Annotated in this window: 9 protein-coding genes; 8 read left to right on the top strand and 1 reads right to left on the bottom strand. The window is 31.7% G+C overall.

Annotation, left to right across the window (positions count from 1 at the left end):
* The first annotated feature begins 9 nt into the window (after positions 1–9).
* Positions 10–693, top strand: coding sequence for a zinc-dependent metalloprotease (locus tag JJC05_RS04740; RefSeq protein ID WP_235878386.1), 684 nt, complete (start codon positions 10–12; stop codon positions 691–693).
* A gap of 72 nt (positions 694–765) precedes the next feature.
* Here JJC05_RS04740 and JJC05_RS04735 read toward each other — a convergent pair whose 3' ends face one another.
* Complete coding sequence (locus tag JJC05_RS04735; RefSeq protein ID WP_235878384.1) at positions 766–2,223, bottom strand: M28 family metallopeptidase; 1,458 nt, start codon at positions 2,221–2,223, stop codon at positions 766–768.
* An 895-nt stretch (positions 2,224–3,118) separates the two neighbouring features.
* On the opposite strand from JJC05_RS04735, the gene JJC05_RS04730 reads away from it, so the two are divergent.
* The 7 genes from JJC05_RS04730 (at position 3,119) to JJC05_RS04700 (ending at position 16,923) form a co-directional block, all read left to right on the top strand.
* A complete protein-coding gene (locus JJC05_RS04730) occupies positions 3,119–3,586 on the top strand; it encodes a hypothetical protein (protein ID WP_235878381.1) in 468 nt (155 codons plus the stop codon).
* Positions 3,587–3,607: 21 nt separating this feature from the next.
* The gene (locus JJC05_RS04725; protein WP_127823710.1) at positions 3,608–4,138 is read left to right on the top strand and encodes a discoidin/SUN/FTP domain-containing protein; all 531 of its coding nucleotides are present in this window, start codon (positions 3,608–3,610) and stop codon (positions 4,136–4,138) included.
* Between the two features lie 2 nt (positions 4,139–4,140).
* Entirely contained in the window at positions 4,141–5,058 is a 918-nt protein-coding gene (locus JJC05_RS04720) for a hypothetical protein (protein ID WP_235878379.1), read from the top strand.
* Positions 5,033–5,602: a S8 family serine peptidase gene (locus JJC05_RS04715; RefSeq protein WP_235878378.1), complete on the top strand. Its 570-nt coding sequence runs from the start codon at positions 5,033–5,035 to the stop codon at positions 5,600–5,602. The genes JJC05_RS04720 and JJC05_RS04715 overlap by 26 nt, the downstream gene beginning before the upstream one ends.
* An 11-nt stretch (positions 5,603–5,613) precedes the next feature.
* Positions 5,614–14,202: a hypothetical protein gene (locus tag JJC05_RS04710; RefSeq protein WP_235878377.1), complete on the top strand. Its 8,589-nt coding sequence runs from the start codon at positions 5,614–5,616 to the stop codon at positions 14,200–14,202.
* Positions 14,177–14,647: a hypothetical protein gene (locus JJC05_RS04705; RefSeq protein WP_235878375.1), complete on the top strand. Its 471-nt coding sequence runs from the start codon at positions 14,177–14,179 to the stop codon at positions 14,645–14,647. The genes JJC05_RS04710 and JJC05_RS04705 overlap by 26 nt, the downstream gene beginning before the upstream one ends.
* A 125-nt stretch (positions 14,648–14,772) precedes the next feature.
* Positions 14,773–16,923, top strand: a complete 2,151-nt coding sequence (locus JJC05_RS04700; RefSeq protein ID WP_088394802.1) for a S46 family peptidase — start codon at positions 14,773–14,775, stop codon at positions 16,921–16,923.
* Positions 16,924–17,146 lie beyond the last annotated feature (223 nt).

Raw genomic sequence — 17,146 nt, 5'->3', positions numbered from 1 at the left:
TATTCTGTTTTGGGAGGAAGACCTTCACAAGGTCATACTGTAGTTATAAATACTTTTTGCTTTGGTAGTGGTGTAGGGTGTCCCGGATATCAACCTTTGGAAGATAATCATTTAGGTAGAACATTGACACATGAATTAGGTCATTTTTTAAACTTACAACATACTTTTGGTAATAATGGAGGTTGTGCAACTGCTGATGATGGGATAGCTGATACACCAAAAGTGGGTAAGTTTTCTGAAGATTGTCCTGTACTCGGTTCCGTTTCTGGTTGTGTAGCAAACGAAAAAGCTTTGACTATGAATTATATGGATTATGTGGATGATGCTTGTATGTATATGTTTACACAAGGGCAAACGGCCGCAATGAAGGCTTATTATAATGTAATATCATCTCAATTTGTTAAAGATGTATTTGATAAGGCTCCTGTAGTGGTAACTATTCCTGTACAAAAGAAAGAATTTAATATTTATCCAGTTCCATTTGGTGATGTATTAAATATTACATTTGAAAAGGTTCCTGCTTCATGTACAATTCAAGTTATAGATCGTATAGGAAGAATTGTTTATGAAGAGAATGATACTCAAGTGAAAACAGAAGAAAAGTATGATTTATCATTTTTAGAAACAGGTGTTTATTTCTTAAACTTAAAATTTGGCAACGAAGAAATAGTTAAGAAAGTGAGTAAATTATAAAAAATATCTAAATATTAGAAAAAGAGGTAATTAATGTATTAGAATTAATTACCTCTTTTTTATTTAACCCATTTATCTTTCAAGTTTAAAGTTTTCTAATATTTGAGGTTTCTTCGGTTCATTAGCTACTTTCCATGAAGTTCTGTACATCCATTCCGTCATTTTATGTAATTTTTTAAAATTGATGTTTTCTGATTCATCTTGAGGCGTGTGATATTGATTATGTAAAACAGAAGTAAAAAAGACAGCAGGAATCCCAATTCTAGCGTAAGGAGCGTGATCACTTCTAAAATAAAAAAATTCGGGATGTTCAGGTAAATCCCAATCTTTTAAAAATTTAAATTGGGTACTTTCATTATTGGCATCAATAGCCATTTTAACTAAATCATCAGAGTTCTTGTGAGGACTTTCAGCACCCAGTAAAGCGGCTTCGTCTAAATTATTACGTCCGATCATGTCGCCATTCAGTACCGCTACTATTTGATCTTTAGGAATCATTAGGTGTTGTGTATGATAACGAGAACCTAGTAAACCGCGTTCTTCTGCCCCATGAAAAACAAATAAAAGACTGCGTTTAGAAGGTTGTTTTTTATATGCTCTGGCTATTGCAAGCATGGCAACACAAGTGCTCGCATTATCGTCAGCTCCATTATAAATGCTATCATTCATTACGACATGTCGAATACCATCGTGATCCTGATGTCCGCTAATTAAGACATATTCGTTTTTTAGTTTAGGATCTGTTCCTTCTATTTTTCCTATTAGGTTAACAGATGGATAGCGATAAGTGTTTGTTTCTAAACGAATTTGAATGGATGGATTTTGAGTTAACCATTCTTTGTTGGATTTTTTAATCCAAAACAAAGGTAAGGTGTTTTCAATTTTATCACGTAAACCTTCTATTCCGTAGACTCCTCGTGTCATTTGTGGAAGTACTTCGGACCAACTTTTTTCTGAAATATCATCTGTTATAAAAATGATACCTTTGCCACCTAATTTTTTTACTTCATTGTAATATTTAATTTTGATGAAACCAGGATAGCGACGTTCAAATAAGGTCATTTCTTTTTCAATATTAGTGTCTGAGACTTCAATTGCAACTATCTTGTCTTGAATGTTTTTCGTAGCTAATTCGTTTGGTTCCGTTTTGCCAACATATAAGATTGTTGTTTTTAAATCAGCATTAACTACATCGGCTACCAATATATCTTTCCAAAGTTTAAGATTTTTCTCTCCTATTTTTATGTAACTATTAGGACTTATTTGATGACGATACATATCGAAAAACTGATAATAAGTACCAAACTCTCCAGCAGGTTGCATACCTGTTTCTTTCATTTTATTAGTAAACCAAGTAGATACTTTTAGTTCATCTAAAGTACCTGCTTCTCTACCTAAAAATAGATCACCAGCTAATTGATACATATCAGTACGGAGATCCTTTTCTTTAATTGCTTCAATCAAAGGAGGTGAATAGTTTTGAGCTTGTGCAGTTAGAGTAGCTAAATAAAACCATAAAATTTTTTTCATTTCTGTTTGTAATTAAATTATAATACGAATTTGATATAATTATGTTTAAGTTTTTGAATATCGAAATTAAAAAATAACTTTATATAATTAGGGAAGATTTTGTAAAAGAATTTTTTACAGCAGGTACATAACAAATAATTATCACGACTTTGTTTTAAATCCAGATTATGCGCTTGAAATTTATTATAAAAGAAAAGAATTTTGAATTTTAAAACGTCATTTTTTCTCCTTAATTAAGTTATGCTAAAAATTTGAAATCTTCTTACTTCATTAAAAAACTTATAGGGATAATCAGGGTTAAATCACTTCCGTTTAATATGTTGGAAACAAATGATTTTAAAATAATAAAACAGATTGGTTTAGTATTTTATGAATTGCTTAAAAAAGGAGTGCGTGTGTTGATTTTTTAGGTGAATTTACTTTTAAATAAAACTATTTGTGTTTTTTTATGATTAATAAATTTTTTTGTTGGTTTTTATATTTTATGTATAAAAAAAATCTATAACTTTTATTAATTTGTTTTTTTATTTAATTATAACTTTATGTTGTTATGTTAAAAAAAATATAAAATGAATCAAATTTTACCTAAATCTACACTACCCTTGTTTCTAGGGACTGTTTTTTCCCTTTTTGCATTCAAAAATGATTGTAAAAAGAGATAGTTGATCCAGAGGTTCAACGTGATATACGTATTTTAAAAAACCATATTTCTGCGGTTTCAAATCCGTATTTAGCTATCGCTATTAAAGATGCTTTACTAAATATTGAATTAGTTACAACCTTAAATAGAGAAGATACAAGACAAGGAGGATCAACAATTTGTAAGTATGATACTGAAATTGGATTACCTAAAAGTTATACTATTGGTTATTCTAAAAACAGCGCAGGCACTCTTTTGCATGAATTAATTCATGTTTCAGTAAACCAAAACTTACTTCAAGATTTTGTTAATTATAAATCGCTAATAAAAGAAAATCCTGTTGTTCCACAATATGTTGCTGATGGCGTAAGATCAAATGAAAATTTGAGGCAAGCTAAATGGATGGATCCAGGCGAAAATGCAAAACGAACAGAGCAGATGCAAAAAATTGTGAGTTTAACGGATATCTGTACTAAGCTAAGACCCGAAGTTAAAATGTATATAAAAGATAAATGTAGTTATGCCTCTATAAATCCTCATATAGAATATTCGACGACTATAGTTCAACTAGCTTATTATATGTTTCTACAAGGTTTCCCTGTAAAAAATGCTCCCGTAAATACTCCAGAAAATAACTTGTATTTAGAAATTGATAAAGCATTAATAGAAGATTTAAAAGCGCGTAATGTAATAACCACTTGTCTTCTAAACTATCCCAATTAACCTAAATTTAACCTAATTTGTATGCGATTATTTTTTTATTTATTGATATCCCTTACAGGGATTTGTTTACAAGCTCAATCTAAAGTTCCAGTAGTTTATGCAACTGCTACTGTTGAAGGAGAGTCTGTTCAATCCTCCAATAATTTAGATTATGCTTATGATGATGATATAAACTCCGCGTATCATTCTAAATGGTCCGTTAGTGGAGTGCCTAATACTCTACAATTTTATTTGAGTAACACATGCTCTAGTGTTAGTAAAGTAATTTATAGACCTAGGCGTTTAGGATTAAATGGAATTTTTACCAAAGTTAATATATCCTATAGTCTTGCCAATGCTCCCACCGTTTTTATCCCTTTACCGGGCGGAAATAACGGAGAATTTACTTGGATTGCAGATAATATGGATAAAGTTATTAATTTATCACAACCTATTAATAACCCCGCCATTTTTAAATTTGAAGTAACTCAAGCATTCGGCAACTTTACAAGTTGTGGTGAAATGGAATTTCAAGGAGTAGTTATTGGTTCAGGGATTAAAACATGTAATTAAATATGAAACATAAAATTTTATTTTTTTTACTGTTTAATGGAGCTCTTTTTTCTCAAATTCAGACAAATACTTTAGAAACAGGTTTTTTCGGTCCATTCATGCCACAACAAAATGTTTTGTGGAATTCAATTCAATCTAAAAAAGAGGCTTTTGATAAAAAAATACAAAAAGAATACGATCTAATAAAAGAGGCTCCCAATAAAGCTAATTTGGATACGCTTAATGGGAAAATCATTTATGAAGAACTAATTAATAATACAATAAAAGCTAATAAAGCATCACGATTTGACGCATTAGGACACGATTATATTAATGAGCAAATAGCTAAATATATTAATGGTGTTAAATCATTTGGTTCTGTTATTATTTCTGAAATAGGTGGTTTTGCCGATATGACGCGGGATTATTTTAAAAATTTTAAAGATAATTTTCGTGAAGTAGGAGGTGTTCATGCTATAGATGAACACGCAGAGGATGTTACGGCCGTAATGATGGGTGGTGACCTTACAAAATTTCAACGAGGTGTTTTCGTTGGTAAAAACACTAATAATAATGTAATAGGTCAATATTCAATTAGTGGAGGAATAGGTTCATTAAAAGATTATAAAGATGAATTAAAAAAAGATCCAACTAAATTTTTTACTATTAATTGTTCATGGGGAGCTCCTTTTCAATGGACAGTTTCAAAAGGAATACCCTATTGGCGAGGAGGTTTTAATGGAGATGATTATCTAGATAGACTAAAAGATATTTCTTATAAAGAAAAAGAATATAATGAATTTTCTTATCTAAACAACAACAAAGCGGTTCTATTATTTGCAGCTGGAAATCACGGTCATAGAGGGGCTGATGAAATTGACTCAAAAATACAGTTGGGCTCCGATATTTATGTAGATGATCAAAAGGGGGAAAAAAATTAAAATTCCCTACGGAAGTAATGGTGTTTTATATCCAAAACCTTCCCAAATAAACGGTTCTATTAATTCCTATGCAGGAGGGAAAAACCTCATAACTGTTGGTGCAACTCGTATATTGAATGATGCCGGATACTATTCTGTAACAGAATATTCTTCTATTGGCCCCACTACAGATGGACGTATTAAGCCAGATATTTGTGCAGAAGGCGAAACGATTGATTTTAATTTTCAAAAAGAAGAGGGAACATCATTTGCCACGCCATTAGTAAGTTCTATTGTTTCTGCTTTTTCAGAAGAATATAAAATAAATAATGGACAATATCCCACGGCTACAACAATTAAAGCCGCTTTAATAAATAGCGCATTAGATATAGGCGATCCAGGCCCTGATTATATATCAGGTTGGGGGCAATGTAATGGAGAAGAATTATTTAGATACGCTGCTAAAAACGCCTTAGTTATTCAAGACATAAAAACATTAAGAGCTAGTTCTGAAACTATATATAAAATTCCTTTATACTACCCGGTGGTGATATACCTAAAATAACAGCAGCATGGATGGATGAAGATTTTGGGTTTGGGTTGAATGCAAATATAGATTTAAGTTTACAATCCCAGCAAGGAGACATTTATCAGCCTTATATATTAGATGCTAAAAATCCTAAAAAACCAGCCGCTAATGGTGTAGATAAAATAAATACGGTAGAGCAAATTTCTCCCGAGTTTTTATCAAGAGGACATTATACACTTATTGTTAAAGGAGAATCGCTAAAAGGAAATCAGTTAGCTTGTCCTTTAAGTATTGTTATGTCTGGTTTTATTCCTTATGTTACGATTGATATGGATGTGGCCAATTTACAAGGTAATGTGGGAGACTTATTTAAAATAGGTTTTATACAAGAAGCCAACCCTCTGGACAATAAAGTACAAACGGTAGAATTTGTAAAAGCAGTTTTGACAAATAAAAAATCAGGTAATAGTTATGAACTAAGTAAAGATTCAGGTTTATGCCTTTTAGGAGATGTTTGTTTTTCTAAAGGATTAAATGAAATTGGTCAATATGATGCAGAGGTCTTTGTGAAAATTATTAATACAGATGGTTTGGTAGTTGAATCTTCTCAAAAATTTAGAAGCGTATATGACGTCATTGGAAAATTTATCATGCCTACCGTAGATTTTGATGTTCCTGACTTGGAGTTAGTACCGGGGCAATTTGAACCCGCTTATATAAACATTCAAGCAGAAGATACAGCCCCCAATAATTATCCTCAAAAGTTTGATTTGGTTTTAAACTATAATGGCAAAGAAATCACATTAGGAAGTCAGGAACTAAAATGCAAAGGAGATTTTATAAGTAAAAAGATAGAAATAAACTTTCCCGGGACTTTTTATTTTACAATAAAAGATAAATTAAATAATAGAACTTTAGATTCAAATAAAGAAACTTTATCTTATGCTTTTACAGTAGCTGATAAAAAGATCTCTTTAGATTTTACACAACCTGACTGTGAGGATAACTTTAACGTTATAATTAAAAATCCTTCGCCTGATATTACGGATTATGAATGGACTAAATTTACTACTTCCGGAAGTGCTGTTACGGAGAAGACTATTGCCACAGAATTATCTCTTAAAAACAGCGACTACAAAGCCATAAAGGTTAAAGAAAATTCAAAGAATAATTATTTCATTATATCAGATCAAACTTTTAAAAAATTTTTGCGTTACAATGATAATAATGCAACAAACTTTAAACCAACTGTAGAAGAATACAAACAAGACCCAGCCGTTTTGTTACCAGGAGATTTCGCTTTTTATTATGACACAGCTAGCCGAAAAATTATATCTAAGTCTAATAAAAAATACGCTTTGAAGTTTGTTGGAAGTTCTGTTCTTTGTTCCGTAATTGATCAAGCAGATCTTTTTGAACTCACTAGAGATAGTAATAAAAATATACTATATACAGTAAAAAATGTTACAACAAATAGTTATTTAAATATAACCAAAGAAGGAACAATAGAAATATCCTCCGCCGAAAAAAAAATAATGTTATCTATGGGGTTAAAATCGACTCCTAGTAATTCAGATAAAGTAGATTTACCCAACTCAGAAATACCCGCTATTAGTTTATCAGAAAGTGTTGCAGAAGTTTGTCCTACTAAAGGAGTAGCCTCTTTTACCTTAACAGCACAAGCTACTGATCCTAGTAAACAAAATGTGCTTCAGAATTTATTGTCTTCAAATCCTAATGCTAGTATTCAATTTATAAAAGATGGAGTTGTTCAGCAAAATAGCAAATCTTTAACGGCTACAGGAACCAGTTCAGGTATCTATCAAGCAATTGTAACGACAGGAACTTGTTATAAACGTTCGGAAGCTGATTTTATAAAATCATGTAATCAAGAAGAAAATGAATCCTATGATAACACACCTAAACCAGGTCCCGGTGGTGGAGCATTGGTTGCTATTGGAGGCGCTATTGGAGGTGCAATAGGTGGAGCAGGTCAGTTTGTAGTTGGAGTATTAGGAGGTTTGGGAGGCTTATTTGCTATACCAAGTGGTTTTGTACCCATATCTAGTAATAATACTCTAAAAACACGTTTTAACAATGTAAGAATTGAAGAAAACACGAATATAATATTTACTAATTCATACACCGAATATAAAGATTATGATTTGGGATCTACTTCACAAATGACCTTAAGCTCAGGGATAGATTACTATTTTTCAGCTGCTCAAACGAATAATGATGGAACAAATATTTACAATAAACCTAAATTTTTTATCGATTTAAATAATGATGGTGTTTTGGCAGCTAGTGAGGATGTATTGTTTAGATCGCTATTAGTTTCAGGTCGATATAAATTTACATTACCAACTAATTTTATAGGAAATGCCTCTACTAAAGCCCTTTTTTATGCTTCATCTAATAGTGCAAAGCAAGAGATCTTATTTAAATTAAAATTAGAAGTAAAAACTAAGTTTACAAAGATAGAAGTAAAAGATGCAACAAGTGCAACATTATTTACATATAACTTCCCAACCCCGTATAATGGATATGCAAATTATGATATTAGTACAGTAGCACCCGTAGCAATTTATACAGCAGGTCAAACGTATCAATTTGTACCAAATCAAATAAATAGTGACTCCAGTACGTCCTACGGGAAACCTAGTTTTTTTATTGATTTAAACGGAGATGGTATTTTACAAAATTCTGAAGATCTATTGTTAAATAGTAATTTGATAGCAGGACGTTACGAATTCCAATTACCATTATGTTATGTAAGCAATAATAATGTTTTAGCCAAATATGTAGCAATAGCAGGTAATGCAAAACAAGAAATTTTGTTTCGAGTAAGTTTATTAAAAACTCGATTTAATCAAATTACGATTGCGGATTCTTCAGGTTTAAAAATATATGATAAACGTTTTGTTGGAACTTATGGAGAATATTCAGATTATGATTTATCAAGTCAAGGAACGTACAGTTTTTATAAAGTAGGAGAAACTTATAAGTTTGTTTCTACCCAACAAAACGGAGATGGAACTAATGCTTATGGTAAACCTAAATTCTTTATGGATTTGAATGGAGATGGTGTTTTACAAAATAATGAAGATGTTTTGCTAAATAGTAATTTTCAAAATGGAGGATATAATTTTGAACTACCTTCATCAATAACTTATGGCAATATAGTATTAGCTAAATATATAGCTATTTCAGGAAGTGCTAAACAGGAAATCAAATTGCGTGTACAGCTAGGTCTTAAAACACGATTTAATTCCGTTCGGATAAATGATTCAAATGGAATCTCTCTATTTAATTATAATTTTCCAAGTCCTTACAATGATTATGCTAATTATGATATAAGCACAGTTATTCCAATTGTAAATTACACAGCAAGTCAAACCTATCAATTTATATCAAATCAAGTTAATAATGATGGAAGTCAAGTATTTGGTAAACCTAAATTTTATATAGATCTAAACGGAGATGGTATTTTACAAAATGATGAAGATGTCTTATTGAATAGTAGTTTGGAAAACGGTCGCTATGATTTTCGATTACCAGAATGTTTTGTAGTTGGTAATTCCGTTTTGTCAAAATTTGTAGGGGCATCTAGTTTAGCTAAACAAGAAATAACATTCCAAATAGGACTTTTTAAAACTCGATTTAATCAAATTTTAATTACGGATTCTTCTGGCTCGAAAATTTATGACAAACGTTTTGTAGGGGCTTATGGATCATACTCTGATTATGATATAATGTCTAAATCTAATTACACCACATTTAAATCAGGAGAAACGTATACATTTAGTTCAACCCAAATAAACAGTAATGGATCATCTGTTTTTGGTAAACCAAAATTTTATTTAGATTTTAATAAGGATGGTAATTTTACAGAAAATGAAAATGTATTAAATAATGCAACGTTTAGAAATGGTAATTATGATTTTGTTATCAATTCAAAAAGTGCAACAGGCAATTATAATGCTATGTATGTAGCAATAAGTGGTCAAGAACAACAAAAAATCAAGTTTAATGTTGATTATAAATTTGTACCAAATTTTTCCATTGCAATATCAGGTAATCCAAAATTATGTGTTAATGATACTCAAAGATATTTAGCTAATATTATAGGAGATACCGCTATTAATTATCAATATATATGGTATCTTAATAATATCCGTCAATCAGTCAATATTCCAGATATTACTTTTACAGGAACCGTTTTAAATAATGGTGATGTAATAAAATTAATTGTTTCCACGGATCTAGACCCTGCTACAACAAGAGAGGCATCAATAGTAATAGAAAAACAAACTCCACCTTCAGATATAACGATTAGCGGATTACGTTCTTTCTGTTCTAATGATGATAATTTAACTTTAAGTATGAATATTACAGGAGGTAGTGGAACATTTATATATAAATGGTATAAAAATGGTGTTAAATTAGTAGAAGGTACAGATATGTCGGCTTTTGCCTTGATTCCTAGAGAATGGTCAAATGGAGATCGTATTAAAGCTTCAGTATCTTATGAATGCGCATCCGGTACTCGAATAGAATTTTTTTCACAAGAACATACCGTTCTTAAAAACAGTTCACCAAATACAGTTGCAGTAAACGGTTTAAGAGCATTTTGTAATTCAGATTCTATTTCTTTATCGGCTAATGTAACAGGAGGTTCAGGAAGATTTTTTTATTATTGGACTAAAAATGGCACACGTGTATCAGAAGGATATGATAAGTCTACCTATAATTTACAAGGAAACCAATGGACTAATGGTGATAAACTAAAATTGGTTGTGAGTTATCAATGTTTGTCTGGAAATTGGATAGAAACCGCATCACAAGAGTATACGATAGACAAATATACTTCACCAAGTTCATTAGTCGTAAATGGTTTAAATCCTCTTTTAGATAGTGATAGCTTAAATTTGAGTTTGACACTAACAGGAGGTACAGGACGTTATTACTATTATTGGATTAAAAATGGAACGCGAGTTTATGAAGGTTATGATCGTGCAACCTACACACTACAAGGAGCTCAATGGTCTAATGGCGATAAATTGCGAGTAGGTATAGCTTACCAATGTGTAGCAGGTAATTGGGTAGATGTCCTATCTCCAGAATATACAATAGATAAACGTAGCTATCCAACAACTACTTCTATTAATGGACTAGGCATATTAAGTGAATGTGAAACTTCCTATCGTGTATCCGCAAACACAATAGGAGGAGTAGGTTTAGATCGTTTATACTATATATGGTATAAAAATGGTCAGCGTGTTACCGAAGGATTTGATAAGATAAATTATACGGTAGATAATACAAATTGGTCTCATGGTGATAAATTAAAGTTACAAGTAGATTATTTAACTCGTATAGGAGGATCATGGGCTAACCTATATTCACAAGAATCAACAATAGTAAAAAACAGTTCGCCAAGTTCCGTTATAGTGACAGGGTTAAAACCTATTTGTGACTCAGAAACTATTAATTTATCTATGAGTACAACAGGAGGATCAGGTAATTTATATTATTATTGGACTAAAAATGGAGTAAAAGTATCATCGGATAACGCATTACAATATGTCTTAAAAGGTAATGAGTGCTCTTCTGGAGATAAATTAAAAGCAGTGGTTACATACCAATGTGCTAATGGAATGTGGAAAGATGTATTTTCACAAGAGTATTTAGTTATTAAAAATCAATCGCCAAGCGTTGTTGCAGTAAATGGATTAAGGACATTCTGTAATTCAGATTCTATTTCTTTATCGGCTAATGTAACAGGAGGTTCAGGGAAATTCTTTTATTATTGGACTAAAAATGGAACGCGTGTATCCGAAGGATACGAAAATTCGACTTATACGTTACAAGGTAACCAATGGGATAATGGTGATAAACTAAAAATGATTGTGAGTTACCAATGTTTGTCTGGAAATTGGATAGAAACCGCATCGCAAGAATATACCATAAATAAAAATATTCGTCCGTCAAGTATTTTTGTAAATGGTTTGAGAACTTTAGGAAGTTGTGAATCAGGACTTGATTTGAATGTTACGACAGAAGGAGGAAACGGATCGTTTTATTATGTATGGTTAAAAAATGATGCTCGCATTGCTGAAGGATATGATAAGAGAAATTATAGATTAAATAGAAATGATTGGACTCATGGTGATAAACTAAAAGTATTAGTTCAAGTTCAGTGTGCAACAGGTTTTTTTGATGGAATTATTACCTATGATTTACCAATAACGATATCGAATATTCCGAGTACCCCTATAGTAAATAATGAAACAATACAGTTTTGTTCAAATGAACAATCTTCTGTTACAACTTCAGGTTTTGATCAAGGAGATCAAATAAGATGGTATAGAAATAATGTAATTACTCAGGAAACCAGTAAAGATTTTAATTTGCAATCTAATAATTGGAATAATGGAGATGTTCTTAGTGTTGAATTTGTACGAAATAATTGTGCCAGCCCAAGAAAAAACATCACTATTTATAAAAACAGTTCACCAAATACAGTTGCAGTAAACGGTTTAAGAGCATTTTGTAATTCAGATTCTATTTCTTTATCGGCTAATGTAACAGGAGGTTCAGGAAGATTTTTTTATTATTGGACTAAAAATGGCACACGTGTATCAGAAGGATATGATAAGTCTACCTATAATTTACAAGGAAACCAATGGACTAATGGTGATAAACTAAAATTGGTTGTGAGTTATCAATGTTTGTCTGGAAATTGGATAGAAACCGCATCACAAGAGTATACGATAGACAAATATACTTCACCAAGTTCATTAGTCGTAAATGGTTTAAATCCTCTTTTAGATAGTGATAGCTTGAATTTGAGTTTGACACTAACAGGAGGTACAGGACGTTATTACTATTATTGGATTAAAAACGGAACGCGAGTTTATGAAGGTTATGATCGTGCAACCTACACACTACAAGGAACTCAATGGTCTAATGGCGATAAATTGCGAGTAGGTATAGCTTACCAATGTGTAGCAGGTAATTGGGTAGATGTCCTATCTCCAGAATATACAATAGATGAACGAACAGCCCCTACCGCTATCACTATCTCAGGATTAGGAACTCTAAGCGGTTGTGAAACTTCGTATCGAATATCTGCAAATGTAGTAGGAGGAGTAGGATGTGATAGATTATATTATATATGGTATAAAAATGGTCAACGTATTACAGAAGGATTTGATAAATCAATTTATACAGTAGATAATACAGGCTGGTCTCATGGTGATAAATTAAAGTTACAAGTAGATTATTTAACTCGTATAGGAGGATCATGGGCTAACCTATATTCACAAGAATCAACAATAGTAAAAAACAGTTCGCCAAGTTCAATTGCTATTTCAGGATTAATACCTTTTTGTGATTCAGATGCTATTTCTTTATCTGCTAATACAACAGGAGGTTCAGGAAGATTTTTTTATTATTGGACAAAAAATGGCACACGAGTATCAGAAGGATATGATAAATCGACCTATACCTTACAAGGAAACCAATGGAGTAATGGCGATAAATTAAAAATGGTTGTGAGTTATCAATGCGCATCAGGTAATTGGATTGAAACATCCTCACAAGAATACACCATTGTTAAAAATCAATCACCAAGTATTGTTGCAGTAAATGGTTTAAGAGCATTTTGTGATTCAGAAAATATTTCTTTATCAGCTAATGTGACAGGCGGTTCAGGAAGATTTTATTATTACTGGACTAAAAATGGCACACGTGTGTCAGAAGGATATGATAAATCAGCCTATATATTACAAGGTAATCAATGGAGTAATGGTGATAAATTAAAAATGGTAGTAAGTTATCAATGCGCATCAGGTAATTGGATTGAAACGACCTCACAAGAATACACATTAAATAAATATACTTCACCAAGTTCTGTTACAATTGTAGGATTACGTTCATTATGTAGTTCAGAAGAGCTACTTTTAAGAGCTAATCTTACAGGAGGATCTGCTAACTTTTATTACTACTGGACTAAAAATGATATACGAGTTTATGAAGGATATGGAAGATCTACGTATACTCTAAAAGGATCAGAGTGGTCAAATGGAGATAATATAAGAGTAGTAGCGAGTTATCAATGTTTGTCAGGTTCTTGGATTGAAACATCTTCTCAAAATTATATTATAGAAGAGAATACCTCGCCAAGTTCAGTTGGAATATCAGGATTTCGTACACTGTATGGCTCTGGCGATTCAACAACATTAAATGCTAACTTAATAGGAGGAACAAGTAATTTTTACTATTACTGGACAAAAAACGGGGCGCGAGTTTATGAAGGATATGGGAGATCTAGTTATACCCTAAAAGGATCTGAGTGGGCTAATGGTGATAAAATAAAATTAGTAGCCAGTTACCAATGTATATCAGGAGCATGGATTGAAACTTCTTCTCAGGAATATACAATACAAAAAAGAGAAATCCCATATTTAATTTATGATTATAGCTATAATTGGCCGGGCTTTCATCAGTTTTTGTGGAAATACAACAATGGTGAAGTAGTTAAAGGAAAAGATGTATCAGAAGTAACTTGGAGTTGGGATCAAATGGGATTCCCAGATCAAAATTATGCAAGAACCTATTATCTCCGGTGAAACAGATGGAATAATAGAAAGTAGAAGCACCCTTTTAATGAATTGCCTTTTTAATAAGAGAGGGAATGTAACTTCCACATTAAAAATGAGAGATGGCAGAACATACGTTACTCGAATTTATATCCCATGTTATGCTGGAGATAGTCCTATTACAACAGCATCGGCCAGATTAGATCTAAATCAACCAATTAGTACTAACGAAAAATGTAAAGTATATCCAACTTATATTTCACAAAATGAAGAAATAATTAATTTAGAATGTGAAAATTATGAGGAAATAAAAACAATTGTTTTAGTTAATACTATTGGTCAACGATTCGAATTGAAATTTGATAAAACCGCTAAGAAAATTTATTTACCAACCAATATGAAAAATGGAATGTATTATATTAATCTAGAAAAATATCAGACAGAAAATTCAGTTTACAAAATATTAGTTAAATAATTTTTTTGGAATCAGGCTTGAAATTTTTCAAGCCTGATTTGTTTTAAACCCAGATTTCAAAAAAGTATTGATTTATTCTTAAAAATATCCTTTATATTCGCAACGAAAAGATTATAATTAATATTATGAAAAAATTAGTTCTATCTCTAATTACTGCAATTATGCTTGTGCCAGCAAGTGTAAAAGCTGATGAAGGGATGTGGTTCTTAATGTTTATAGAACGTTTAAACCACCGCGATATGCAAAAAATGGGACTTCAGTTAACTTCTGAAGAAATTTACAGTATCAATAATAATAGCTTAAAAAATGCTATTGTTCAGTTTAACGGAGGTTGTACAGCAGAAATGATTTCTAAAGAAGGTTTGGTGTTAACAAACCACCATTGTGGATATGATGCTATTGCTGAATTATCCTCTTCTGAAAAAAATTACTTAAAAAATGGTTTCTGGGCTAGATCTAAAAAAGAAGAATTAAAACCTTCTAATTTATTTGTCCGCTTTTTTGTTCGTATGGATGACTGTACAAAAAGAGTTTTATCCGTTGTAAATGATAAAATGACGGAAATGGAACGTGAAAAAGCGATTAATATAGAAATTGCTAAAATTGAAAAAGAAAATAATGAAGGAGGAAAATACGTTGTATCTGTACGTCCTTTTTTTCAAGGAAATGAATACTACTATTTCGTTTATCAGGATTATAAAGATGTTCGTTTAGTAGGTACACCTCCTGAAAGCTTAGGTAAATTTGGTGGTGATACAGACAACTGGGAGTGGCCTCGTCATACAGCTGATTTTTCAATGTTTCGCGTATATGGAGATGCTAACGGAAATCCAGCCGAATATGCTGAAAATAATATCCCTTTAAAACCAAAACACTATTTACCAGTAAATTTAGGTGGTGTTAAAGAAGGTGATTTTGCAATGATTTTAGGATACCCGGGTCGTACAAATCGTTGGATGCCAGCTGGAGGAATTGAACAAAATGTAAAATTTGCTTATCCAGCTTGGGTTGAAGGAGCTAAGGTAGGTATGGATAATATGAAGAAATATATGAACCAAAGCGATGCTTTGAATTTAGTATATGCTTCTAAATTTGCTTCGACTGCTAACTACTGGAAAAACCGTCAAGGTATGATTGATGCTTTGACTAAATTTGGTACTGCCAAAACCAAAGCGGCTCAAGAAGCTAAATTCAATGCTTGGGCAAACAAAGCTGAAAACAAAGCGCAATACGGGAATGTTGTTGAAACTATCAACAATTTCTACAAAATGACGAATGAAAAATCGCGTCATGATAACTATATGATGCAAATGTTCCGTACGTCTAACTTTGCATCTATCGGTAGATCTATTGGAAAACAATTAGAAGCTTATGCAAAAGCAGATGCTACTAAACGTGCTCGAATGGCTCCTGCTATTTTAGAAATGACTGAGGAATTATACAAAGAAGTGCATATTCCTGCTGAAAAAGATATCTTAACAGCTCAATTAAAATTATATGCAACAAAATCGGTTGGTTATGCAATTGCTCCAGCTGTAGAAAAAATTAGCAAAGAGTACAACGGTGATTTTGCTAAGTATGTAAATGCAGCTTTCGAATTAAGTATCTTCACTTCTAAAGAAAGAATCAAAGCTTTCCTAGATTTACCAACAGAATCAGTATTGACTAACGACCCATTATATACGTTGTCAAACGATATGTTAACACACTATGCGTCTAAATCAGATGCTATTGCTAAAGCACAAAACGATTTTGGTGTGGCATTCCGTAAATTAGTACAAGGATTACGTGATTCACAAATTGGAGAGATAAAATATCCAGATGCTAATTCAACTTTGCGTTTAACGTATGGAAAAGTACGTGCATTACCAGCCGATAAACGAAATGATGCCATTATTAACAATTATACGACCTTAACAGGACAAGTAAAAAAATATAAAAAAGGAGATGCTGAATTCGATTTACCAACTCGTATTCTAGATATGGATAAAAATAAAGAATTCGGTCGTTATGCTGATAAAGACGGAACTTTACACGTAAATTTCTTATCTGATAATGATATTACAGGAGGTAATTCAGGTTCGCCAGTACTAAATGGTAAAGGAGAGTTAATCGGTTTAGCTTTTGACGGTAATATTGAAGCTATGGCAGGTGATGTAATCTTTGATAAAAAATTACAAAGAACTATTAATTGTGATATTCGTTATGTTTTATGGGTAATCGAGAATTTCTCAGGAGCGAAACATATTGTGGATGAAATGACATTAGTAAAATAATAAATTTAGATAAAATAATTATCTAACCAGAAAAGTCGAACTTCTTGAAGTTCGACTTTTTTATTTACAATATTGTTATATTTTCAACTCAAATTCCCTATTAGACTTTATTTTGAAGAAAAATAAAGTTGAATAGATTGGCGAAGCCAATTCAATTCGTTAGAGTTCAATACAGAATTTTGATTAAAAATAAAAAGAGTATACTTTTTTAGATTCAAAATCA

Origin of the sequence: Flavobacterium davisii, from assembly GCF_019565505.1 — a bacterium.
Classification (GTDB): domain Bacteria; phylum Bacteroidota; class Bacteroidia; order Flavobacteriales; family Flavobacteriaceae; genus Flavobacterium; species Flavobacterium davisii.
The sequence above is the reverse complement of the archived record's forward strand: the minus strand, read 5'-3'. Positions and strand labels throughout refer to the sequence as shown.

Excerpts from the sequence above, each read along its gene's own strand:
- JJC05_RS04725 (WP_127823710.1), top strand. The coding sequence starts at position 3,608 with ATGCGATTATTTTTTTATTTATTGATATCCCTTACAGGGATTTGTTTA.
- JJC05_RS04705 (WP_235878375.1), top strand. The coding sequence starts at position 14,177 with ATGCAAGAACCTATTATCTCCGGTGAAACAGATGGAATAATAGAAAGT.
- JJC05_RS04735 (WP_235878384.1), bottom strand. The coding sequence starts at position 2,223 with ATGAAAAAAATTTTATGGTTTTATTTAGCTACTCTAACTGCACAAGCT.
- JJC05_RS04700 (WP_088394802.1), top strand. The coding sequence starts at position 14,773 with ATGAAAAAATTAGTTCTATCTCTAATTACTGCAATTATGCTTGTGCCA.
- JJC05_RS04710 (WP_235878377.1), top strand. The coding sequence starts at position 5,614 with ATGGATGAAGATTTTGGGTTTGGGTTGAATGCAAATATAGATTTAAGT.
- JJC05_RS04715 (WP_235878378.1), top strand. The coding sequence starts at position 5,033 with ATGATCAAAAGGGGGAAAAAAATTAAAATTCCCTACGGAAGTAATGGT.
- JJC05_RS04720 (WP_235878379.1), top strand. The coding sequence starts at position 4,141 with ATGAAACATAAAATTTTATTTTTTTTACTGTTTAATGGAGCTCTTTTT.